17 protein-coding genes are annotated in these 23,906 nt (G+C 45.3%); 4 read left to right on the plus strand and 13 right to left on the minus strand.

Going from position 1 to position 23,906, the window contains the following annotated elements:
• The 5 genes from ESB13_RS13460 to ESB13_RS13480 form a co-directional block, all read right to left on the minus strand.
• Nucleotides 1–1,368, minus strand: coding sequence for a RagB/SusD family nutrient uptake outer membrane protein (locus ESB13_RS13460; protein WP_129004111.1), 1,368 nt, complete (start codon nt 1,366–1,368; stop codon nt 1–3).
• A gap of 9 nt (nt 1,369–1,377) precedes the next feature.
• Nucleotides 1,378–4,929, minus strand: a complete 3,552-nt coding sequence (locus tag ESB13_RS13465; protein WP_164974204.1) for a SusC/RagA family TonB-linked outer membrane protein — start codon at nt 4,927–4,929, stop codon at nt 1,378–1,380.
• Nucleotides 4,930–5,137: 208 nt separating this feature from the next.
• Nucleotides 5,138–6,304, minus strand: coding sequence for a FecR family protein (locus ESB13_RS13470; protein WP_129004115.1), 1,167 nt, complete (start codon nt 6,302–6,304; stop codon nt 5,138–5,140).
• Nucleotides 6,305–6,362: 58 nt separating this feature from the next.
• Nucleotides 6,363–6,950 (minus strand): RNA polymerase sigma factor, encoded by a 588-nt coding sequence (locus tag ESB13_RS13475; protein WP_129004117.1) that lies wholly within the window; start codon nt 6,948–6,950, stop codon nt 6,363–6,365.
• 107 nt (nt 6,951–7,057) lie between these two features.
• The gene (locus ESB13_RS13480; RefSeq protein ID WP_129004118.1) at nt 7,058–8,005 is read right to left on the minus strand and encodes an NADP-dependent oxidoreductase; all 948 of its coding nucleotides are present in this window, start codon (nt 8,003–8,005) and stop codon (nt 7,058–7,060) included.
• 119 nt (nt 8,006–8,124) lie between these two features.
• Here ESB13_RS13480 and ESB13_RS13485 point away from each other — a divergent pair, with 119 nt between their 5' ends.
• From ESB13_RS13485 to ESB13_RS13495, 3 genes are all read left to right on the plus strand, one after another.
• Entirely contained in the window at nt 8,125–8,976 is an 852-nt protein-coding gene (locus ESB13_RS13485) for a helix-turn-helix domain-containing protein (protein WP_129004120.1), read from the plus strand.
• Between the two features lie 291 nt (nt 8,977–9,267).
• Nucleotides 9,268–10,395 carry a DEAD/DEAH box helicase gene (locus ESB13_RS13490; RefSeq protein ID WP_129004122.1) on the plus strand — a complete coding sequence of 376 codons (1,128 nt, stop codon included), beginning with the start codon at nt 9,268–9,270 and terminating at the stop codon, nt 10,393–10,395.
• Between the two features lie 65 nt (nt 10,396–10,460).
• Nucleotides 10,461–11,222 carry an acyl-CoA desaturase gene (locus ESB13_RS13495; protein WP_129004124.1) on the plus strand — a complete coding sequence of 254 codons (762 nt, stop codon included), beginning with the start codon at nt 10,461–10,463 and terminating at the stop codon, nt 11,220–11,222.
• 50 nt (nt 11,223–11,272) lie between these two features.
• On the opposite strand, the gene ESB13_RS13500 is transcribed toward ESB13_RS13495, so the two are convergent.
• The 3 genes from ESB13_RS13500 to ESB13_RS13510 all read right to left on the minus strand — a co-directional run bounded on the left by ESB13_RS13500 (nt 11,273) and on the right by ESB13_RS13510 (nt 13,236).
• Entirely contained in the window at nt 11,273–11,599 is a 327-nt protein-coding gene (locus ESB13_RS13500; protein WP_129004126.1) for a DMT family transporter, read from the minus strand.
• A 192-nt stretch (nt 11,600–11,791) separates the two neighbouring features.
• Nucleotides 11,792–12,355: a Crp/Fnr family transcriptional regulator gene (locus ESB13_RS13505; protein WP_129004128.1), complete on the minus strand. Its 564-nt coding sequence runs from the start codon at nt 12,353–12,355 to the stop codon at nt 11,792–11,794.
• 122 nt (nt 12,356–12,477) lie between these two features.
• Nucleotides 12,478–13,236: an SDR family oxidoreductase gene (locus ESB13_RS13510; RefSeq protein ID WP_129004130.1), complete on the minus strand. Its 759-nt coding sequence runs from the start codon at nt 13,234–13,236 to the stop codon at nt 12,478–12,480.
• A 266-nt stretch (nt 13,237–13,502) separates the two neighbouring features.
• Between ESB13_RS13510 and ESB13_RS13515 the strand changes: the two genes are divergently transcribed.
• Entirely contained in the window at nt 13,503–14,117 is a 615-nt protein-coding gene (locus tag ESB13_RS13515) for an HAD-IA family hydrolase (RefSeq protein ID WP_129004132.1), read from the plus strand.
• Between the two features lie 140 nt (nt 14,118–14,257).
• Here ESB13_RS13515 and ESB13_RS13520 read toward each other — a convergent pair whose 3' ends face one another.
• The 5 genes from ESB13_RS13520 to ESB13_RS13540 form a co-directional block, all read right to left on the minus strand.
• Entirely contained in the window at nt 14,258–16,705 is a 2,448-nt protein-coding gene (locus tag ESB13_RS13520; RefSeq protein WP_129004134.1) for a zinc-dependent metalloprotease, read from the minus strand.
• A gap of 30 nt (nt 16,706–16,735) precedes the next feature.
• Nucleotides 16,736–18,166, minus strand: coding sequence for a RagB/SusD family nutrient uptake outer membrane protein (locus tag ESB13_RS13525; RefSeq protein WP_129004137.1), 1,431 nt, complete (start codon nt 18,164–18,166; stop codon nt 16,736–16,738).
• Between the two features lie 19 nt (nt 18,167–18,185).
• A complete protein-coding gene (locus ESB13_RS13530) occupies nt 18,186–21,863 on the minus strand; it encodes a SusC/RagA family TonB-linked outer membrane protein (RefSeq protein ID WP_129004139.1) in 3,678 nt (1,225 codons plus the stop codon).
• Between the two features lie 103 nt (nt 21,864–21,966).
• Nucleotides 21,967–23,157, minus strand: a complete 1,191-nt coding sequence (locus tag ESB13_RS13535) for a FecR family protein (protein WP_129004141.1) — start codon at nt 23,155–23,157, stop codon at nt 21,967–21,969.
• 65 nt (nt 23,158–23,222) lie between these two features.
• Nucleotides 23,223–23,792, minus strand: coding sequence for an RNA polymerase sigma factor (locus tag ESB13_RS13540; protein WP_164974205.1), 570 nt, complete (start codon nt 23,790–23,792; stop codon nt 23,223–23,225).
• Nucleotides 23,793–23,906 lie beyond the last annotated feature (114 nt).

Consider the following 23,906-nt stretch of genomic DNA (forward strand, 5'->3'; position numbering starts at 1 on the left):
TTATCTTTCGTTCTGCTGTATTTCGGGATTGAATAAAATATATTTATCTCCAATAGGGAATGTGTAACGGTTACTACCAGGTTCGAGCGTATAGGTTACGTTATTGAACGTTCTAGTAACGGTAGTCACCAGGGAGGTATTGTTATCTTTACTATACCTTCTCTGATCGAACCAACGGAAACCACGTCCGAAGAATTCTCTCTGGCGCTCTTCACATACTTTTACCAGGGCATCTGCGGCGTTTGCTGCTGTAAGCGCCGTATAATCGGCAGTGCTGAAGCGTTTCTGGCGAAGGCTGTTTACGAGAGACATAGCTCCGGAAGCATCTCCTGCTCTTGCAGCAGCCTCTGCTTTAATGAGCATCATTTCCGGCACATCGGGTCCGATGAGGATACCTTCGTTGGTAACCCTATAACCCCAATAAGCGCGGCCGGTGAAAGATGCAGAGAAAGAACCTGAAAAAGAGTTGCCGGGTTTTGTAAAGAACTGGTAGCGCAGATCTTTGGTACCCAGTGTTTGCAACAGTTTATCACTAAGCGACATAGCAGTGTAGCTGCCGGTAACCAGTTTAGAAAGCATGATCTCCGGATTAACCAATCGCAGCGGATAGGATTGCCCACCTGTAACATAGCTATTCAGGTCGAGCAAAGTGTTCTGCAATTTGAGGGCGCTGTCGGCATATGCACCTGCTTTAACAAAATCGCGGGTATTCAGGTAAGTACGTGCCAGTAATGCGTAGGCAGACACTTTAGCCGGCCTTACATTGAAATCGGGAGTGGCAGGCAGCATGGAAACTGAAGCCAGAAGATCGCCTGTGATCTGGTCATACACCCGTTGTACAGAAGCCCTAGTTAGGTTTGCATACAGATCGGGTGTGAGTAGCAAAGGCACGCCGAGGTCGGAGGAAGCGGTACCTGCGTCATATTGTTTGGCATAGATGTTTACCAGGTTGAGATAAGCATAGGCTCTGTGAACCAATGCTTCGCCATAGATCTGGTATTTATCTTTGTCGGTACCGTTTTCGCTTGACAATACCCCACCCAGGATTTCATTACAGGTGTAGATGATCTTGTAGTTACGATCCCAGTCGGCATCACTCTGTGCTTCTGTATAATATTTAGCGGCCCAGGTATAGGTATTACGCTGGTAATCGAGCATGCCGTTGACCCTGGTTACATCGGTAATGCTAAGATCATCGCCAGAGAAGAGGCATAAGCCGTAACCATATTCCAGCGTGCTGTTATCATTCATGACATACCGGAAATCGGCGGTAGTTTTTAAAGTCTTCTTGCCGATCTGATCGATCTCAACATACTTGCGGCAGGAAGCGAAGGCGATCAATATTAAAAAGCAGAAATATTTTTTCATACAATAAGATTAAAAAGATGCATTTAAACCAAAAACGAAATTGGTGGCAGGTGGCAGGGCTGAGTAGTTACCCGTGCTGAGGTATTCAGGGTCCAGTCCTTTTTTATTAGCCGTCCATATCAAGCCCAGGTTTCTTGCGCTCGCGTTAACAGAAAGAGATTTGAAAGCATTGCGAGGCAACAAGCGTTCGGGGAATGAATATGATAAAGAAACCTGCTGCAGCCTTATATTATCAGCTTTTTCGACCATTATATCGGAATAGCGGTACCTGTTTAAGCTATTGAAAGTAATATTGGAAAGGCCAGGGACATTGGTTTTCGCTTCATCGCCGGGATTTTTCCAGCGATCAGCAATATCTTTGAGGCGGCCGAGTACACCTGTATATCCTGTATAGGTAGGGTAGTTATCGACAGATGGCCTAAAGAATGAATGACCGAAGTAGTAGCTTATACGAACACCGAGTTCAAATGATTTATAGCGAACAGAGTTAAAATAGCCGCCATAATAAGGCGCTACGGACACGCCTACATTTTGCAGGTCATCGCGGGTAAAAGTGGATGGCAGACCTGAGGTACTCTTGATGATGTTTTTGTTTTTGTCATAAATCTGCGTTTGCCCTGTGGCATCTAGTCCTGCCCATTTATAAGCAAACAGCGATCCCATAGGCATTCCGTCGAGTGGCTGCGAACTTGAAGGGACCAGTGTTGATGAGTTATTTACAAATCTCGAGTCAGTAACCTTGTTGGTACCATAGGAGAAGTTAAGCGTAGAACTCCAGCTCCAGTCTTTTTTACGGATGATTTCGCCGGTGATGCCGAATTCGAGGCCATGGCTCCTAAGGTTACCAGAGTTAAAGTATACGTTGCTCCAGCCATAGGTGGCGTTGTAAGGTAAACTAACGGCAATGCCATTAGACCATTTCTTATAAATATCGAAAGTACCCTTGATCCTGCTATTCAATATAGCGAAGTTGATGCCTGCATTCAAGGTTTTAGTCAATTCCCAGCCCAGCTGCTGGTTAGCAGGGCTTTGAATAGAGCCATAGGGTTGCTGTGTTCTGGAATCGACACCGAAAATCGCAATGATCGGGATATTGTTTCCTGCCAGCGGAACAGCACCTGCTGTACCTAAGGAGAGGCGCACGCTAAGGTCGTTAAGCAATTTAACGTCGCGCATAAAATTCTCTTTCAGGGCGTTCCAGCGGAAGCCTGCAGACCAAAAAGGTTTTGCTCTTTTTGAGCGTTCCAATCCAAAGAAAGTATTATCGTCGAAACGCGCACTTCCTGTGAAGATATATTTGTCTTTATAGATGTAAGAGAAATTACCGAGGTAAGAAAGATAGCGGCTTTTATTTTCGGTGATACCTGACACCGGGTTTCCAATTTGTTCGGTCCAACCCCACATTGTCATAGTTGCTACTGTAGGATTGACAGTACCTGCGGTATTGGTAGCGGGGTCGTAGCCATACCTTGTAGTACCATAACCTTTGCTGTAGGTTTCCCTAACTTCAGCGGCCGCGAGCGCTACCACCTGGTGATCGCCTTTGAATCTTTTATTAAAGTTCAATTGTGCGCGACCATTGTAATCGTAGCCATTAGATTCATTCATTGTATAGATGGCACCAACGGGAATTCCGTAAGCCAATTTATTATTGGTACCTACCGAAGTAAAATAGTTAATCCTTCTGCGGGTGTCGTAACTATTCAGGTCACCGATAGTAGACAGGTTCTGTGAATAGTTTTGAAAACTCCCGGCGATTTCTGCGTTTAACCATTCTGTGACTTTGTAGGTGAACCCAGTATTGAGTCTTATCCTATTTTCTTTACCTGTAGGGATGGTATAATTCAATTCATCGAGCGCACTGTAAGTAAAGGGCAGGTAGCCTTTGGCTACGTAACCTGCTGTAAGTTCGGGGCGCATCAGGATTTCTCTCTTAATAGAGTTGCCGCTTTCATCTACGAGCAAATCATAAGGGCGCAGGCCAGAGGTAAGCGCACTTAACGCATTGGCTGTTGCATCGTTTGACTTAGAAACAGCATACTGATAGTTGATACCGGTTCTGAACGTGAGTTTATTCTTAATTAGGTCTGAAGTAAAGTTGGCAGTAAAGTTGGCACTTTTTGCGCTATTATTTTTAAACACCGGCTTATCGTTGGTATAGCCGGCAGAAATATAGTAAGTGTTATTGTCGCCGCCGCCGGATACAGAGAGGTTATATTGCTGGGCAACTGCGTTCTGCATCATATAATCTTTCACCTGTTGTTTGGAATCGTAGCTGGCGAGCCTAGCCAGTTGTGCATCACGTTCGGCAAGAGAAATGGTACCTCTTTTATATTTATACATCCATTCTGAAGCTTCACTATTATTGGGAGTATATACGCTAGGGGTACCAAAAGCCAAAGGATCTGTAATAAAAGATTTATCTACCAGTTCCTGTTCCAGGTCGATGTATTGTGCTGAAGACATCCAATTCAGTTTATTGAGATCGGCTGGTCTTGACACGCCTATATTGGTGGAAAAGGATACAGAAGCTTTGTTCTTTCTCCCTTTTTTGGTTTCAATAACAATTACCCCATTCGCGCCTTTTGACCCCCAGATAGAGGTAGCGGAGGCATCTTTCAGGAAGGTGATTGTTTCGATATCATTAGGGTTGATATAGCTTAATAATGCGTTATTAGTAGATACGGAGCTCTGGATTTTGGTTAAAGACTGCACGTCGCCAACGGGGATCTGCGGGAAGCCATCTATTACTACCAGCGGTTCGGACCCCACCGTAGTAAAACCGTTGATGGTTCTTATCTGTAATTTATTATTACGTGCGTCGACCTTGAGGCCAGGTACGAGGCCTTCGAGCCTGGGAACGACGCCGATAGTAGGTGTTTCCTGCATTTCTTTGGCAGTGACCTGTCCAAATGCGCCAGCTGCCCTTTCTTTACTAATGGTACCGTAACCATAGTTGAGGTTACCGACACTGATATCTTCGAGGGCGTAGATTTTGGCTTTTGTTACCAGGGTAATTTCGGAGCGTCCTTTCAAAGGCACTTCCCTTGTTTCAATGTTAATAGCGCTAATGATAAGCGTAGCTTCCGTTGAAATATTTTTCAGTGTAAACTCCCCCTGATCATTGGTAAAAGTTTGCATCATGGTACCTTTCACGACAACGCTGGCACCGGCAACAGGTTTTCCCGATTCGTCGGTCACCTTACCCTTGATCACATCCGGTGGCGCCAGCATTGTTGTTAAACTTGCGGACAAGCCAGCCGCGGAGCGTTGCTGCACGACGATGAATTTGTCGGATAACTGGTAAGTAAAGGGCTGATCTTTAAAGATCTCCTTCAACACCTGCTGTAAAGCTGCTCCTTTGAATGAAGCGGTGATCTTTCCAGCTTTTTCCATTTGCACGCGTGAAAAAACAAACGTGAAACCTGTTTGCTTTTCCACTTCCTTAAACACTTCGCCCAGCGATGTGTTTTTGAAACTGGCAGTCATTGTTTGACCAATGCTGCGGGCCCCCACCTGTAATGAGGCGATAAAGACCAACAGAAAAGTAAGTTTCGTCATACGAACAATTTGGGTACTAAACATTCTTTGTCCCGGGCACAACGGGACTTTGCCATGCGCAGTCAATTGCATAGTTTTGTCTTGTAGGGGTTAAACAATAAGCATTCTGATCCTTGGCGGACAGTGTTTGGTTTGTTGCAAGACCTTCTATCAGATCGCTCCGGGTACCAGCCGGGGCGATTTCATTTCAGGCTTACGCTCTTTATATTTATTTTTTAACAATAATCTTTTTGCCCTCTATCTCGAAATGGACGAGTCTGGTCATTTCAAGCAGTTTCAATACTTCCGAAACCGGAAGATTGTCGGGCAGCCTGGCGGTAAAGTCATAGGAAGGAGCGTCGGCCTCGAATACGACATCTACGTCGTACCAACGGCTGATCTGGCGCATAATACTTTTGAGATCGGTTGATTCGAAATACAGTTTACCGTCTTTCCAGGCCATTGTTTGCTGAATATTCGCATGCGTTACGGCAAATTCAGCGGCTTGTTCTCCGGGATGCAGTATTACCGATCTTTTGCCATCGGAAACCTGTACACTGCCCTCAAGAAGGGTGGTGGTAACAGCAGGTTCATCGGCATAGGTATTTACGTTAAAACGGGTACCAAGGACGTTAATATCCTGGCCCTGTGCTTTTACAATAAAAGGTTTATTCTTATCAGAAACGATTTCGAAATAGACTTCTCCTGTTACTTCCACTTTACGCTGGCTGCCTGTAAAGGCGGCGGGGAATCGAATGGAGGACTGTGCGTTCAGCCATACACCTGAGCCATCGGGCAGGGTCATTCTGAACTTACGGGCGCGTGGTGTAGACAAAGTGTTATAGGATACAGAAGCGCTGTTGAGCGCGGCCGACTTATAACTAAGACTGCCTTCTCCTGTTTTGGTAATAGAAGCACCCTGGGAGTTACTGATTTCACCGGTTACTGAATCGAGCAATACGGTTTTACCATCAGCCAGGGTTAATAAAGCGCCGGCGTGTCCGGCGGGGACATCCGACTTATAATGGATTTCAGCCAGTTTCGTGGTTGCCGGTTTATTGACCAGGAACCAGGTTCCTGTTGCTGCGGCAGCCAATACTGCTGCAACAGCCCACCATTTCCTTCTCAGGAAGTGCACGCGATGTACCGGCGCTATCGCGCGTTTGCCGGGCTGCGATAAGATTTCCAACCTCCGGCGTTCGAGATTTGCGATGCGTTCCGGAGAAAGCATTTCGGCTGTTACGGGGGCGGCCATGCGATCGGATAATAATGCTATGGCAACGTCGCAGTTACCCGGTTCGTCGAGCCATTCCATCAACCAGCCGGCCTCTTCAGGAGCACATTGTCCTTTTCCCAGTTTCTCCAGTAAATCTTTAACGTCAACAGGCTGTTCCAAAAGCAGCGTTTTTTTTCAAGACGGAACAGAAATTAAAATAGGGGGGGGATAAAAGCAATTATTTTTTCATTATCATCCAAAAAAGTAGTGCCATGGACTTATCAGCATTGGAAATCAGGTAATTACGAACGAGTTGATTTGCTTTTACCAAGTATTCTTTTACGGTATTGGGCGATATGCCCATCATTTCGGCTGCTTCTTTATAAGAATGGCCCTGCGTTTTACAGAGCAGATACACTTTTTGCTGCTGTGGGGTGAGGGTATCCATGGCTTTCTGCAACAACTGTTCGCTTTCGCGGTAGTGCAGCGCTTCTTCGATATGAGAGTAGTGTTCAATGGCCAGTGCAGTAAAGCGTGCTTCCATGGCCTTATTTGATTTTATACTGCGAAAAAAATCATAGACCTTATTGGCCGACATACGATAGATATAACCTGCCAGGCTCTTGTCTATTTGTATATCATCCCATTTCGACCAAAGGTGAGCGAATACCTCCTGGACAATTTCTTCCGCCGCATCGGGATCTTTGACCATTTTAAGCACATTCAGAAAGATCTGCTGGCTTAGCTGATTATAGATATCAGTGAACGACCTTTCAGCTTCTCCCCGCTCCCATATTTCGCCCCGCGATTGCTCATGTATACTCATCAAAGGAGAAGTTATTGGCTGTTGTTAAAAGGCTAAATTACGAAACCTGCTGTACCCGTTGGGCAAACTTAAGCGCCTTTTAACAACAGCCATGTGTTCTCCTGCTTTTATTGCGGGATGCGAATCACGAGCTTACCACGGGTTTTGCCGGTTTCCTGCTGCAAATGGGCTTCCTTCATTTGGGAAAAATCATAGACATGAGAAATATATGGTCTTATTATTCCTTCCTGCAGCAGGTGTGCGATCCGGCGCATATCTTCTCCATCCGATTCCACTAAAAAGAAAAAGCCATTTACGCCTTTGTTCCTGGCTTTTTCTGTCACCTCTTCATTCAACCCTGAAGGAATACTTATCAAGGTACCACCAGCTTTCAGCATCTCCAGGGAACGGTTTATATTGTCGCCGCCGATGGTATCCAGCACGAGATCGATATCGCTAACGGCCTCTTCCAGTTTTTGAGTTTTATAGTCGATATGGTTATCAGCTCCAAGGTTCAACACAAAGGCACGGTTTTCAGCAGACGCTGTACCTGTTACATGTGCGCCGAGGTACCGTGCTATTTGAACCGCGAAATGGCCGACACCTCCGGCAGCAGCATGGATGAGTACTTTTTTACCTTTTATATCTTTTACCTGTTTCGTAAAAGCCTGCCAGGCGGTTAGCGCCGCCAGGGTTGAAGCCGCAGCCTGTTCAAAAGAGATATTGGCCGGCTTCAACGCCAGGTGTGATGCGGGGGCTGCGACATATTCGGCATATACCTGTCCGTGTCCCGGAAAGTTCACCATTCCAAATACTTCATCCCCTTCTTTGAAGTCTTTTACAGCATTGCCTGCACGCACTATTATGCCAGCAACATCCCATCCCAATACCAGCTTGTGAATTTCCTTTAACCGTCCGTACATACCCTTGCCGGCGCGGGTTTTTACATCGACAGGGTTGATGCTGATCGCTTTTACTTTAACCAGGACTTCGTGTGCTGCTATTGCGGGAAGTGGTTGTTCGGAATATGTCAACACCTCTACTCCACCGGGTGCTTTTACTATTATGGCTTTCATACTACCTTATATTATTTGTTATAAAACACAAAAATCTACTGAAATACTCCAAAAACAGGGTACTTATCTTACCATTTCCGGTAATTTTACACCATCCAACATGCATTTAAACAGCAGTTATGCAGAAAGAAAGCCTTTACCAGCCGTTTGAGATCGTTTATAAGACACTAGACGAATGCCCGAAAATGGAGCATAAACACAGCTTCTTCGAGCTGGTATTCATACTATCGGGGACCGGCCAGCAATGCATCAACGAGCACAAATTCAGCTACCATGAGAACCATATGTTTCTTTTAACACCCAACGATTGCCACAAGTTTGATATAGCCACCACCACGACGTTCTTCTTTCTGCGGTTCACAGATATTTATCTCAAGGGAAACGGGCTGGCTCCTGCTTACGTGGAACAGCTTGAATATATTCTTCATAATGCCAGTCATGAGCCTGGCTGTATCCTGCATCATCAAGCTGATAAAATGCTTGCCCGTCCCATTATAGAGGCTATTGTAAGAGAGCAACGGAACCAGGATATCAACAGCAAAGAACTGATCACCCAACTTATCAATACACTGATTGTTATAGTGGCGCGGAATATCATGAAATATATGCCTGCCAAAGTAAATGAGTACTCAGATGATAAGATCCGTAGCATACTTCAATACATACAGCAGCATATTTACGAGCCTGATAAGATCAGGGCTAAGGAGATCAGTGATCATTTCGGGATTTCCGAATCATACCTGGGCAGATATTTTAAAAAGAATACAGGAGAAAACCTGTTGCAATATATTTCGACCTACCGGCTACGGATGATAGAAAACCGCCTGAAGCATAGTGATCTGAGGATTAATGAAATTGCCTTCAGTTTTGGTTTTACCGATGAAAGCCATCTTAATAAATTCTTCAGGAAGAGCAAAGGGTTAAGTCCTCTTGCTTATAGAAAAGAGGTTCGTTTAAAAGAAAGCGCCTGAAGCCACCAGCAACGGTAAATGGGTAATTTTCGCAGTATAGCAGCAGTTTTAACAGTTAGCAGGAGGGCTTATGGTATTTAATAGCTACATTTGTAACTGAATTAATTTCTGAGACGCGCATAGGTATCACATTTCATCTTCTCCCTTTGTTGAATATACCTGGTCAATCTTTGCTTTACTCAGTATTTTATTTTCTCTATTCAGCGCTTCCCGCCCATAAATTGCAGTAAGCCTCATTTATTAACATATTGAAGGATATAGTTATACTATCTTTCAATCCTAATTCATTTCATGAACTTTACAGATTTAAAACTCATACAACCTATTATAAACGCCGTTTCTGAGATAGGTTATCATCAACCCACTCCCATACAACAACAGGTAATTCCTTTAGTGCTTGAAAAGCGGGACGTATTAGGATGCGCACAAACCGGCACGGGTAAAACGGCTGCTTTTGCCATACCTGTGTTGCAGCTATTAAGCCAGCAAAAGACGCTGGGCAAACCCAGGGCTTTAATACTTACCCCTACACGCGAATTGGCCTTACAGATAGAACGCAACTTCAGCAGCTATGGTAAATATCTCAAATTGAAGCATATTGCCATTTTTGGTGGCGTACCGCAAGGTAAACAGGTAGCTGCACTGAAAAGCGGTATCGACATACTGATTGCCACGCCGGGACGTCTTATGGACCTTATGGCGCAGGGATTTGCAGATATTTCCGCTGTCGAGCTCTTTATTCTCGATGAAGCGGATCATATGCTGGATATGGGCTTTATCAGGGATGTGAAAAAGATCATTACCAAAATACCGGTAAAAAGGCAGACCCTTTTATTTTCAGCTACTATGCCTGCCGAGATCAGGGCGTTCGCCAATACGATACTAAAGCAGCCGGCTGAAGTAAAAGTAGCGCCTGTTTCTTCTACCGCTACCGGCATTCAGCAATCGGTTTATTTCGTTGAGAAAAGTGAAAAAACAGCGCTGCTTGTTTCTATCCTCAATAAGGATTCTGCGAGATCGCTTGTTTTTACCCGGACCAAAAGGGGTGCAGACAAACTGGCGAAAAACCTGGAGCGTTCCGGTATTTACGCGGTGGCTATTCACGGCAACAAATCGCAGAATGCAAGACAAAAGGCTATCGAAGATTTCCGCAGCAGCCGTTTACGTGTATTGGTAGCTACCGATATTGCGGCAAGGGGTATCGATATCGAGCATCTGCCGAGCGTTATCAACTACGAACTACCCAATGTACCTGAAACTTATGTACACCGGATAGGCCGTACCGGAAGGGCTAATGCCATAGGTTCGGCAATTTCGTTCTGTGACAACAGCGAAAAAGATGATTTAAAAAATATTCAGAAACTGATAGGTTTCAAGATGCCTGTTCTTAAGGCTGCTACAGGCAATGTTAAACAATAGCAAGTAAAAGCGGGTTACTAACAGGAAGCATATTATTTCCGTACTCATTTATAAAAACACTTCAGATGATCATTTGGATTTTCTTTATCGTAATCTGGTACAGTTCTTTGTTTTCACAGACGTTTTTCCAGCATAGGTATGCTGCGCATGGCGCCTTCTCGATGAGCAAGGGATGGGAACGTTTCTTTTTCATTGTCACCTATATTACGCAAGGGTCTTCGTATATGAGTCCGAAAACGTATGGCATCATGCACCGTTTGCATCATGCCCATACCGATACTGAGTTAGATCCGCATTCGCCGGCGTATTCTTCGAATGTATTTTCGATGATGTGGCGTACCCGGACTTTCTACCTCGATATTTATAATAAGAAGATGAAGGTTGACGCACGCTTCTCCAAGAACCTGCCGGAGTGGGAGACTATGGATCGCATTGGTAACAGCCGGCTTTCGAGGATATTGTGGGTAGTAGCCTATACTGCGTTCTTTTACTTTTTTGCTACCAATCCCTGGCAGTACGTGTTATTGCCTATCATTATCACCATGGGGGCCTTTCATGGTGCTATCATCAACTGGTTTGCGCATAAGTATGGCTATACCAACTTTAAGTTGAAGAATACGTCGATGAACCTGTTGTTTGCAGATGTGCTGATGCTGGGGGAATCCTATCATAATAATCACCACAAGCATCCTTCTTCTGCCAATTTCGGATACAGGTGGTTTGAGATAGATCCGACTTACCCGTTGATAAAATTGCTGGTGAAAATGAAAATCATCAGGATGTCGAAGCCGGCAGTTGAAGCTGCGCAGCATAAGCAGGAATGGTAAAGTTATAGTAGCAGCCAGGCTGAACATGGGTTTCGCCTGGCTGCTTCCATTTAATGAGAAACAGCTTTTAATCCAACGATAGAACCTATCAGGGTCATGATAAAGAAGACACGCCAGAAGCTGGCGGGGTCTTTAAAGAAAAAGATGCCTACCAAAGCTGTGCCTACGGCACCGATACCGGTCCATACAGCATAAGCCGTACCTATAGGAAGCTCCTGTATGGCTTTCATCAACAACAACATACTTGCCGTTAATGACACTACGAAACCGGCGTACCACCAATAAGACTCCATTCCTGTTGTTGCTTTTGCCTTTCCCAGGCACGATGCAAACGCCACTTCAAACAACCCTGCGATAACCAATATCAGCCAACTCATATCTTTTGCTTTTGGATCGCAAATTTCGGCAGTGCGGGGCGCAATGAATTTTACAAATGATAAAAAATGACGCCGTAGTTTTCGAGCATTGGTTTTATTGTTGGCGGTACTGCGCCAATTCAGTCAGCCTTTTCCAATATGAATAGCGCTATTGCCGGAAGGATGGGGCAATAGTTGTATCGTGCCGAGCAACTATTTCAATTCGGCTCTAATCCTGCTTAGGCTTACCTGAGTAATTCCCAGGTAGGAGGCGATATGGCCCAGTTGTACACGCTGTAAGAGATGCGGACTATACCGCATCAGTTCGCTATAGCGTTCGGAGGCGGTTTTAAACTGACGTGAGATGAGGCGTTCTTCTGTTTTAACCAGTTCTTTTTCGGCCAGTTTTCTACCCCAGTTGGCGATATGGATATCTTTCAAATACAATGTTTCCAGTTCATTTGCTTTTAATTGGTACAATTCTGCATCTTCGAGCAGTTCGACGTTTTCGTATCCTTTTGTACGTTCCACATAACTCTTCATTGATAATACGGGGTCGCCTTCTTTGCCAAACCAGAAAGTGATATCATTGTCTTCCTGGCGGGCATAGGCCCGGACGATCCCTTTTTTTATGAAGTAAAGTGTGTTCTCGATTTTATCCTGCCGGAACAAGATATGGCCTTTTGGGAAAGAGACTTCCATAATATGCTCTTTCAGCAAACCAGCGGCAGCTTGCGGGAGCGGGTAGATTGCCTGTATGATTTCGTTGATATGCATTATTCAAGCGCTTCCAATATACAACGGCGTTGTGGTTTGGGCAAACAAAAGAGCCCTCCCTGGAAAAGGACGGCCCGGAAAACGGTGTACCAGCACCTAAACAGAGATGGGTGCATTTACCATCAACCCACTTTCACCTTAGGAAAGCCACCATCGACAAAGACTTCGGAGCCGTGCATAAAAGACGCATCGTCGGATGCGAGGAAGCGGATGACACGCGCCACTTCTTCGGGTTTTCCGAAACGCGCCAAGGGTATTTGCGGGGCAAACGATCTTGTAAAGTTTTCCATTTGCGCTGCGGTAAGATTCGACCGTTCAAAATAATTTGTTTGAATGGGGCCCGGGCTTACAGCATTCACCCTTATACCTTTTGCCGCCAACTCCGCGGCAAAAGTTTTAACGAATGACTGTACAGCTGCCTTTGCTGCTGAATAGACCGAAGAATTGGGCATTCCTATTTCTGTAACGATAGATGTATTCAGAATAATAACGCTTCCGTTTCGCATCAATGGCAACAATTGCTGCACTGTGAATAATGTTCCTTTTACAATAATGTCAAAGAGCTCGTTAAAATGTTCTTCACTGACCTGTTCAACAGGGGCGTATTTTCCAATGCCGGCGTTGACATAGAGAATATCAACGTGAGGAACGACGGACACCAGCTTTTCGCGCAACATCAGCAGGTCGGTCATTTTGCCGGCATCGGAGACAATGCCGAAAGCCTGTTCGCCAAGTTCAGACTGCGTTTCCTGTACCGTGTTCTCATAACGGCCAGTAAAAACGACCTTTGCACCATGATCTATAAACTCTCTTGCCGCGGCTTTACCAATACCGCTGGTTGCGCCTGTAATAACAGCGATCTTGTTTTCCATTTTTTTCATACAACCTGAATTTTATTTGAAAACAAAATTGCTTTTCAACGTTTACGTGATCAATCCGTTTCTTGCTAAATTAGGATGACTACAGGCTGAGCTATACCGTGAGTATGGTTAAGCTCGATTTTTAGCAGGGTAAGATGCCATAAGGGGCAGGGAACAGATTAGCCAGCTCTGGGCAACAGAAGAAGAAAAGTTTGAAGCAACCGTTAAAGATGTAACGATCAAGGATGCTCATTGCGGGATAATTTTCGTAAGTTGGTTGTAAAAACATGCAACGTACCCGTATTACCACTTTATTCCTTGACATTGGTGGTGTTTTGCTAACGAATGGATGGGACAGGGCCGCACGTAAGCAGGCTGCCTCTATTTTCTCTCTTGATCTACCGGAGCTGGAAGAGCGGCATCATCTAACTTTCGATACTTATGAAGTGGGAAAGCTGACGCTGGACGAATACCTGGGCAGGACTGTTTTTTATGAGCCGAGGGATTTCACCAGGGAGGCTTTCAAGGAGTTCATGTATGGGGTAACAACTGCCTATCAACCCATGATAGATCTTGTATGTCAACTGAAGGCCAAACACGGGCTTAAGCTGGCTATCGTAAATAATGAGGGGCGCGAGCTTAATGAATATCGCATCAGGACTTTCGGGATAGATAAGTTCGTTGATTTCTTTATTTCTTCGTGTTTTGTTCATTTCAGGAAGCCTGATCCTGACATCTGGCGTATTGCGCTGGATATAGCCTTGGTAAAGCCTGAAGAGGTGTTGTATATCGACGACCGGGCGATGTTTGTTTCCGTTGCGGAAGGGCTTGGGATTAATGGGTTGGTGCATGAAGGATATGAGACGACGCGTGGCAAACTTGCCGAGTGGGGACTTGACTAAGGAAGGCCGGGAATTCATAAAACAAGAGGCCGTATCATAAGCGCGATACGGCCTCGTTTTTCTCGGGTAACTGATGGAGAAGGGTTCCCGTTTAAGCAATTCTCAGCGGCTATTTTTATTTATGAGCCATCCTCTTTCTACTAGTCTTTCGGTTTCAATAACAAGTCTATATTTTTCAGTAAATCTTCTTTATGTGCGCGCTCTATTGCGGTGGCGGGGGTGCTTGCCGCTATTTCGGTTCTCAACTGCTTCAGGTGTAACAGTACGTATAACCTGGCTTCGCTTCGTTCTGCATTTGTAAGCATTTTGCCTTCGGCCATGTTCTTTGTTTTCAGGATCATGCCTATACGCTCGACGTACATGCGCTGGATATTCCTGCGATAGATCTGCTGCTCTTCGCTGCCGGCCTTGTTCTGCCATACCAGACGCTTCAGATCGGCGAGGTAAGTACTGACAGTATAGGCTCCAGGCTTTTCTACCTGTTTGGCGAAGATATTATAGAGCAACCCGGGGCTTAGCAATAAGTTCATGGTATTGTTTTGCTGCACACTTATCAGCTCCATTTTATTGATTCCAAGCTTACTGGTAATTTCGGCAGGGTACAGCCATAGCGGCGGTTCCAGCAGGTTTTTTGAAAGGAATTGAACGGCGCTCTTCATTTTTTCTGCGGAAACGGGTTCATAGACATCCCCTTTCTGTTCCGTGCTTCTGAGAGTGATGTACTCTCCACCGAGATAACGTGATACATGACCGATGTATAAGTTATACTGTCTTGTCACGGCTTTGTACATACGGGCGAGGTTACTGTACAGGTCTCCTTCTTCTGCTGTCCATTCCGGGAGTTTTGCGATCACGCGTTTCAGGTTTTTGATGCCGTATTCATTAGCCTTCATCACGTCATCGCCGATGTCTTCTTTTTGAGCGCGCGGGTCACTGGAAGTGCCTTCGCCACCGAACCAAAGGCGTGGATCAGCGGCCAGGCTGTCGGCTACCTGTTTTTTCAGCAGCTTACTTTCCTGATATTCATCGTTTACGCCAAAGAGTTGCTGATAGCCCCATTGGATGGCCCATTTATCGTAAATGCCTATGCGGGGGTAAAGGCCTGCTTTCGAGATATTGTCTCCGGGTTGTGCTACGTAGTTAAAACGGGCGTAGTCCATGATAGAGACCGTATGGCCGTTTGCCTCCACCCAGGCTTTATTGCGCAATAGTTCTACCGGAGTTTGACTGCTGGCACCCATATTATGCCGCAGGCCTATGGTATGGCCGATCTCGTGTGATGAAACGAAGCGAATAAGATCTCCCATCAATTCATCATCGAATTCCATTTTGCGTGCGCGTGTATCTAATGCGCCGGCCTGCACCATGTACCAGTCGTGCACCAATGTCATTACATTATGATACCAACCCACATGGCTTTCTATGATCTCCCCGCTGCGAGGATCGCTGATACGTGGGCCATAGGCGTTAGGCGTTTCGGATGCGAGGTAACGGATCACGGAAAAACGCGCATCTTCCATACTCATGGTGGTGTCGTTTTCGGGCCACTCTTTTCCTATGATCGCATTTTTGAATCCTGCCTGTTCAAATGCTTTCTGCCAGTCGTTCACACCAGCGATAAGATAGGGGCGCCACTTTTTGGGTGTAGCAGGATCGATGTAATAAACGATCTGTTTTTTAGGTTCTACCAGTTCGCCGCGTTTGTATTTTTCGATATCCTCCTCTTTGGGTTCGAGGCGATAACGTTGTATGAAATTATAGCTGGTAGCCTGCTGTGCGCTATCGCTGAATAAGAGATACCTGTTTGCAAAGTAACCTACCCTTTCATCGGCAAGCCTTCTACGCATGGGAACCAATGGGAGCAGCACCATAGAGGTATTCAGTTCGTAAGTAACAACACCGGTTGCAGCGCCAGCTATGGCAGCGGCGGCAGATGTAGTGTACGTTTTGAGTGTTTTTACTTCTATGTTGATAGGATAACTGCTCATTTTTGTGATAAAAGATCTATCATCGGCAAGGCTTCCCAGTTTCAGTTCGGTTTTGTCGCGCGATGAGATGGAGGTTATGGTATTATCCTTACGGAAGAGATCTGTTACATCTATTACAATATTACCGTTAGCAGGATTTACTGTTTTTATGTCAAAGACAGCTATAATGGGTTTCACGCCAGAAGCCTGTACTGCTTTGTAGATCGCTTCTGTGGAGCTGGCCACCGTAGCTCTTGCTACACTTGAGCGCAGGAAGATCTTCTGTTGAAGGCCTTTTTCGAAAAAGATGGTTTGCTCATTGGCTTTTTCACCACCGAACACACCTGCCTGCTCGGGTGTTGCTATATAGCGGGTAACTGTTAAGATATCACGATTGAAAAGAGAATCCGGGATTTCGAAATAGTAACGGTTATCGGTGGCATATACGGTGAACATACCGTGTGATGCCACTGCATTTTTACCTATCACCTTTTCGAAAGACGGCATTTTGCCTGTTGTTGCCGGTTCGGCCGCCTGATCTTTTACTGCTGCCTTTTCTTTCTCCTGCGCAGTGCCGGCCGTTACGGCCAGCACTGACAGGAGCATCATCCATTGCTTCATGTAAATTATTTAGAGAGTATTTGCTGCATCTTACCAGGGTAGCGCTTCGCCGCTGTTCACTTTTAATGCGGGATTCAGCTTTAAGACATCCAGGCCGAAAGGCAGGATATATAATTTGGAATCGGGGGCCAGGGTGTAAGTCTGCTGAGGCAGGCTGGTATTCACCACAGGGAATTTTCGCACTATGGTTTTGGCGTATTCGGGTTCGGTATTGAAGCGCCTTAAATCCCATAAACGATTGAATCCGAACAAGAGTTCTTTTCTACGTTCAGCAATAACGATATCCATAGTAGCTTTTATGGTGGCGGGTGTAGCAAGCGTTGCTTCGCTTGCCAGGGTGATCCTTTTAGCCCTCAAAGCATTGATCACTTTCATTGCTTCTCCGAGGTTTCCTTCACGTGCGTAACACTCGGCCAGCATTAAATGCACTTCCGGCGTTTTCATACCTACGGTGGGATAAAAGAAGGCAGTGTACTTTGTATTGTTCCAGGCTGAAGTGCCCTTACCATCGACATTCGCGCCTGTAGTAGTGAAGAACAAATTAAAACGCGCATCATTCTTACTGAACAAATCGGTAAACTCTTTACTGAACATAAAGCTGCTTCCTGCAAAGTTCATTTCATTGTATCCTGTCATGTACATGTAACTCAGCGTCTCGGGATTCACACCAGGAGGCACATTTACTTTAGAAGGACCGCCCAGTTTAGCATACTCTACCAAATCATAGATGCTATTATTATAAGAAAGCGACTTTAAAGCTGCTTCTTTTGCTTTATCGAATTCCTTTTTAAATAAGTGCACTTTTGCTTTTAATGCCCATGCAAACGCCAGGGAAGGATGATAAACATCTTTTGGGTTTACCTGCAGGTGAGGAATAGCTTCATCAAGATCTTTGAGGATAAAGGCATACACTTCGGCTACCGAAGCCTGTTTAGGTATGCTTTCCAGGTCGTATTTATCCATTATGCAGATACCACCGTCGAGTGTAGCAGTAGCAGGATCGTATTGTTTAGCATACATATTCACCAGCAGGAAATGATCGAAAGCACGGAACACCCTTGCCTCAGCAAACGCCAGGGCCTTAATGGAATCGGCGCCGTTAGCCTCACCGATAAGTGTACAGATCATATTCCAGCGATTGATGTATTTATAGGTTTGGTTATATAAGGACCAAGCTGTAACATACAACAACCGGCTTTCACTATCATCGAAAAGGAAATGTACATTATAAAGGCTCTTGGGCTGTCCTATAATGAAGGATTCCCTGATCCACATATCATCGGCAAGGTACTGGAACTGATTGACAGGATAACCACGGCCGGGAAGGCTTACCAGGTTATACAGATCATCTGCCGTTTCTATAATAATCTTTCCCTTGGGAGTAATATCAAGATATTTGTTGCATGAGCTGCTTAGTACTACCAGCAGCAGCAATACGATATAATTGGATAATGATTTCATTTGAATACGCAGTTTCGGTTTAGAAATTAATAGCAAGACCAAACAGGAATGTTTTAGGGGTAGGCAGGTTTCTCACACCATTATTTAAACTTGCACTTTCCGGATCGAGCCCGTCACCGGCAGCAGACCATAGCCACAGGTTATTTACCTGCGCAGTGAGCTTCATCCCTTTCAGGCCAATCAATTGACTGTATTGCTGTGGCAAGGAATAAGACAAGGATATATTACGAAGCCTTACTGTAGTGGCATTCACCACATTCACGTCGGAGTAACGGTAAAAGCTTGACAAGGTAGTGGCCTGTGCTTTTAACAAATCGGGGTAGTCAATTTCAAACCTGGGAACAGTGGAATTGGGATTGTTTACCGTCCACCTATTGGCGATATCGCGATTGGTTTGTGTATAACCGGAGAAATCAGTTGCATCGCGGCGCATTTTATGTCCACCGTAAAATGCAAACAACATTCCCAGCTGAAAGTTTTTATAGGAAATGGATTGCTGGAGGCCACCTGTCCATACAGGAATATAGGTACCCACACGATAAACAGCATCCACTGAGTTCACTTGTTTCGTTCCTGTGAGTTCGCCGTTGGCATCGAAAGTTGCGTTCGCTTCTCCTTTTTCGTTATAGATATAAGGATAACCATTTGTCATACCTGCATATCTATAGGCATACAATGAATTATAGGGCGTGTTGGAGATGAAGTAGTTGTAAGGCACTGTTATATATAAATTAGCTAAAGTACTAAGTCGCTCCGTGTTACGGATCCTGTTGGTATTGTATGCAAAATTGAAGCTTGTGCTCAACTGCAGGTCTTTCTTTCTCCACCAGTGGTAGTTCAATTGCAGTTCGATACCACGGTTACTCATTGCCCCGTTATTGATCCTTTGTGAAGTAGTACCGACTGTAGGATCGAGTACTTTATCGACCAGCAGATCAGAATTATACTTGCGGTAATAGTCAAGGCTACCAGTAAGGATGGAAGAGAATAGTGAGAAGTCTGCACCCAAGTTGGCTGTCGCCGCTTTTTCCCAGCGAAGTTTAGGGTTGGGGTAGGTATCTATATCGTAGTACTGGAGGTTTGTGTAGACCACATCGCTCTTAATTTTTGCAGTAATATAGGGAGAACTGCTTTGGTCGATATTACCATTCACACCGTAGGTTACACGCAGCTTAAGCATATTGATCCAAGACAAATTTCTCATAAACTTTTCCTGGCTCATATTCCAGCCGCCGCCAATTGACCATAAAGGCCTGTAACGGTATTTGGGGTCACCGCCAAAGAAGTCGGCCTGATCGACACGCACACTACCTGTCAGGTTATATTTTCCTTCGAGCGTGTAGCCAAAATTGCCATAGTAGGAAAGGTAGCGGTGGCGTGTTTCTGACAAATTTTTACCGGGGGTGTATGACAGTGTTGCATTCCTGCCCGAGATATAAGAGGTAATGCCCCCATCGGATAAGGTAGCCCAGTCGGTAACAACAGAAGTAAGCGTAATTGGGTTATAGCCATATCGCAGCGAAGTGTTTGCGATGGGGGAAAAGCTTTCTCTTACTTCCATACCTGCTATTGCAGTGATATCGCTGTACATGCCTGCTATGCTGAACCGAGTTGTATAATCCAGCTGGTTACGAAAGGTATAGTTTCTTGAGCGTGTATTTGCCTGGTAAACACGGTCGCCTTCGGGCACATTGCGTTTATACACTTTGGTTGCAGCGTCGTAGCTGGTCATTGTATTATACAGATAACGCATTTTATAGGAAGCGGCTTCATCGTATTTTTCCTGTTCACTGCGGCTTAGTTCGTATTGAAAGCGGGTGGTAAAGCTTAAGCCGGGCAGCAGTTTTGCATTTACATCTGTAAAAGCACGGATACGGAGGTTCTGCGTATTGAGCTTACCGTATTCCAGTTCATCGAGGATATTAAAGTATACCGGTTTAAAATTACCATTGGCTGCCATAGCGGCTACTGTAGCCGCGTTCATGGCAACGTTGGTACTATAGCCATCGGTAATGTTTACATAGCTACTATTTACACGTTTCCCGTTTTCATCTGTGATCTGCGCATACCGGGGTTGCAGGAAATAGTTATCAAAATCGGAACTTGTTGCCACAGACCTGGTATAACCACCGTTTAAGCCGGCGGTTACTGTGAGCCATTTCTGTGCATAAAATGTATTCTTAAAGTAGAGATTAATATTATCATTGTTATTATTCTTCATCCTCAGTTTGTTGCCGTCGTAGTTGATGGACAAATAAACATTGTTCTTATCTGAGGCTGAAGAAAGGGACAGGTTATAACGCTGACGCACTTCCGGCCGCCATACCTGATTGTAGAACTGCCGCATATAATCATTATTTCTCCATTTACCCAATGTGCTATCCAGCTGGTGATCATTGATAGTGCCATTAGACCTATCCCTGTAAAGTGCGTATAGAGGAGAATAATAAGTTGGAGCGCTACCCAGCGTACCCAGTGAATTGAAGTAAGCAGTTGCGCTGCCGCTTTTCTTTACCTGATATTGATAAACCTGTGTCTCGTAATCAATCATGTCGCTTGTGGTGGCATAATTCATTTTATCGAGATCGGGCCGATTGGTAATCAGCAGGTCGGCGTTGGCGCTCATTTGCGCCTGTCCTTTTTTACCTTGTTTAGTTGTCATGACGATCACACCATTACCTGCACGTGCGCCATAGATAGAAGCTGCCGCCGCATCTTTCAACACGGTTACGGATTCGATATCGTAGGGGTTGATCTGGCTGATATCCCCTTCTGTAATCACTCCATCTACAACATACAATGGCAAAGAAGCGGTGGCGTCGGTAGGCGTATTAAAAGTACCGATACCCCTGATGACAGGGTTGTTCCGGTAAGTACTTAAACCAGGCACCTTACCTTCCAATGCTGTCAGCAGGTTTTGGTTAATATGTGCGTTCAGTTCTTTTTCAGTTACTACGTTATAAGCAGCAGTAGAACGTTCTTTTGAAATAGTCTGATAGCCTGTATTGGCGGTAATAGCCAGTTCGGTCATTTCATTTACGCTGGCAGTCATTACCACATTCAGGACAATATTTACGTTATCGTCTTTCATGGAAGCGCCGACACCAGGAACGGGGGTGCCACCGGCGGAGCATGCTTTCACGCCTACCAGGATGGTTTCGTAGCCTATGCTGGCCATGCGGAGCATGCCATTGGCAGCGACGTCTTCCAGAACGAAATTTCCATTTTCATCGGAAGCTACGCCTTTGGTTGTACCGTTAACCGCTACAGTTACGGCTGGCAGGGGTTTTCCTTTGGCGTCCATGATCTTTCCGGACAAGCGGAAGATGCGCATGAAACTCATGCCACCGCTATGATTTGAGTGGTCGTGATGCGAATGATCTTCTTCGGCTTTTTTTATAAAGATCGTTTTCCCTTCCACTGTAAAATCGAGGCCGCTTCCTTTCAGGACTGCTGCCAGGAAAGTTTTCAAAGGCATATCGTGTGCCTCGAGCGTAACGGGTTTTGCCTTTCCAACAAGGTCGGGATTATACATAATAGCATAACCTGTTTGCTGCTTTACAGCGGCGAACACCTTATCTAACTTCACCTCTTTTCCCGAGTAATGAATACTCTGTGCCATTGTGCTGCCTGCGAAGCAGCCGATACCTATTAATAATACCCTGAACAAAACGTTTACATTCTTCCAAATGCGCATAACTGCATTAGTTTTGGTAAGTGAATAAAAAATGGGAATTACATAGGAGTGCCTTCCGGTCACTGCTGCAGCAATGCCGGCGTTATATAAAACAAGATCTTTACTAAGAAGCGGGGCTTACTCGCAGCACCTTACCCTCCAGTCTATACCTTACGCCCATATTATCAAGTCCTTTGATAACCTGTAACAGGGTCAGATTTCTTTGCATTTCGCCGGTGAAGACAACATTCTCCGTACCGGGTTCATATATTACCTGAACATCGTACCAGCGTTCTATTTGTCGCATTACTTCCCTGATACCCGTTCTTTCTGAAAAATAAAACAGTCCGTTCTTCCATGCTACGGCCTGGCTGGTATTTGCGCGGTCAACGGTGAGAAGATCGTTTGAGCCTGCACTTGCCTGCTGTCCGGGTTTCAACAATGCCGTTTGTGTTGCGGTGTTAACACGTACGACCCCTTCCAGGAGCGTTGTGCGCACCACTTTTTCATCGGGGTAAGCATTGATATTGAAATTTGTACCCAGGACCTCTACTGCATATTTGTCGTTAACACTTACCCTAAATGGAACAGCCGTTTTGCCGTTATTATGTTTACTTACTTCGAAGTAGACTTCACCCGTAACGCTCACTTCCCTGGTTTTACCTGTAAAAGCTGTGGGGAAACTGATAGAAGAAGCTGCATTGAGCCAGGCTATTGTTCCATCGGGCAGCACCAGAGAGAACTGGCGGCCGCGTGGCGTGCTAAGGGTATTACGAAATACCTGGCCATTGCTTCCGGCAGCTGTTTTATTGTGTTGCTGATTGTATTGTAACCGGCCTGCTTTCAAGTGAACAGTAGACTGATCCTGTTCTGCTGACCAGCCGTTTTGCAAGCTATCCAACACGACTACGGCGCCATCGCCAAGGGTAAGAATGGCGCCATCCTTTCCGGGCAGGACATCCTGTACTGGTTTGGGAAGCACAGCAATAGCGTGCTGCGGTTTAGGTCTGTTAAGATAAACCAGCGTTCCGGCCAGCAACAATATACTTGCAGCGGCCCACCACCATCGTGTTAAACGAGCTGGCGGCTGTTCAGGCTCTTCTTTTCCTGCCTCTATGCTGCCTTTTATTTTCAGGAATAATAATGCAGCATGTTCTTCTTCGCTGCCTGCCAATGATGCAGGTACATTTACATCTGCTTCAGGCTGTGCTGCGTACCAGTTATCAAGGATCTGCCTTTCCTCTTCGGTAAGGCGTCCGAGACTCCATTTATGAGCCAGTTGGTAATAATATTCCAGTTCTTTTTGCGGGAGCACCAGCAGTAGTTTTTATATAAGTATGATGAGCAGCCGTTTACCCTTACGTGTGCTCAAAAAAAATTTCAGAAAGAAAATAACTGGGTAAACAGCAGTTTTAATCCGCCACGCAGTTTTTTTAATGCCTTTGTCATTTGTGATTCCACCGTTTTCTCGGATATATCCAAATGACCTGCTATTTCTTTATTAGTAAGCCCTTCTTCGCGGCTGAGGCGGTATACCAGCCGGCATTTCTCAGGTAATTGTTGTGTGAGATCGTAAAATTGTTCATATAAGAATTTGAGCTGAAGCTGTTCGTCGGGAGAGGGCGTTGTTTGCTGCACCACTTCGAGCTGTGCTTTTTTTTCAGATTCTCTGTAACGGCGCGCCATCAATGCATAAACCTGGAATTTAACAGCTGCGGCAAGAAATGCTTTCAAGGAGACATCTACGCGCACGGCAGCTCTTCTCCGCCAGAGATCGGCGAATACTTCCTGTACCACTTCTTCAGCATCATGGGGATTATTGAGTTTATTACTTGCTACGTAAAACATTAGTTTCCAATACAGATAATAAATTTCTGTAAAAGCTTTCTCATTTCCTTCCCTTAACTGCAGCAGGAGTTCCTGTTCACTATTTTCTTGCTTTGTTGACACTAAAGCATCAGCGTTGTTGGTTATGTAATTTGGCAAAAATACCGAAAATCAATGGACAACCACCCGCCTTCACCGACCAACTTGACCTGATAAGATGGGAGTAGCGCTGCGATA

Source organism: Filimonas effusa, from assembly GCF_004118675.1.
GTDB lineage: Bacteria > Bacteroidota > Bacteroidia > Chitinophagales > Chitinophagaceae > Filimonas > Filimonas effusa.

What these genes read in the sequence shown, in the direction of transcription:
- ESB13_RS13460 (WP_129004111.1), bottom strand. Translation starts at nt 1,368, where the DNA reads ATGAAAAAATATTTCTGCTTTTTAATATTGATCGCCTTCGCTTCCTGC.
- ESB13_RS13525 (WP_129004137.1), bottom strand. Translation starts at nt 18,166, where the DNA reads ATGAAATCATTATCCAATTATATCGTATTGCTGCTGCTGGTAGTACTA.
- ESB13_RS13495 (WP_129004124.1), top strand. Translation starts at nt 10,461, where the DNA reads ATGATCATTTGGATTTTCTTTATCGTAATCTGGTACAGTTCTTTGTTT.
- ESB13_RS13480 (WP_129004118.1), bottom strand. Translation starts at nt 8,005, where the DNA reads ATGAAAGCCATAATAGTAAAAGCACCCGGTGGAGTAGAGGTGTTGACA.
- ESB13_RS13475 (WP_129004117.1), bottom strand. Translation starts at nt 6,950, where the DNA reads ATGAGTATACATGAGCAATCGCGGGGCGAAATATGGGAGCGGGGAGAA.
- ESB13_RS13500 (WP_129004126.1), bottom strand. Translation starts at nt 11,599, where the DNA reads ATGAGTTGGCTGATATTGGTTATCGCAGGGTTGTTTGAAGTGGCGTTT.
- ESB13_RS13485 (WP_129004120.1), top strand. Translation starts at nt 8,125, where the DNA reads ATGCAGAAAGAAAGCCTTTACCAGCCGTTTGAGATCGTTTATAAGACA.
- ESB13_RS13490 (WP_129004122.1), top strand. Translation starts at nt 9,268, where the DNA reads ATGAACTTTACAGATTTAAAACTCATACAACCTATTATAAACGCCGTT.
- ESB13_RS13505 (WP_129004128.1), bottom strand. Translation starts at nt 12,355, where the DNA reads ATGCATATCAACGAAATCATACAGGCAATCTACCCGCTCCCGCAAGCT.
- ESB13_RS13465 (WP_164974204.1), bottom strand. Translation starts at nt 4,929, where the DNA reads ATGACGAAACTTACTTTTCTGTTGGTCTTTATCGCCTCATTACAGGTG.
- ESB13_RS13510 (WP_129004130.1), bottom strand. Translation starts at nt 13,236, where the DNA reads ATGAAAAAAATGGAAAACAAGATCGCTGTTATTACAGGCGCAACCAGC.
- ESB13_RS13530 (WP_129004139.1), bottom strand. Translation starts at nt 21,863, where the DNA reads ATGCGCATTTGGAAGAATGTAAACGTTTTGTTCAGGGTATTATTAATA.
- ESB13_RS13515 (WP_129004132.1), top strand. Translation starts at nt 13,503, where the DNA reads ATGCAACGTACCCGTATTACCACTTTATTCCTTGACATTGGTGGTGTT.
- ESB13_RS13520 (WP_129004134.1), bottom strand. Translation starts at nt 16,705, where the DNA reads ATGAAGCAATGGATGATGCTCCTGTCAGTGCTGGCCGTAACGGCCGGC.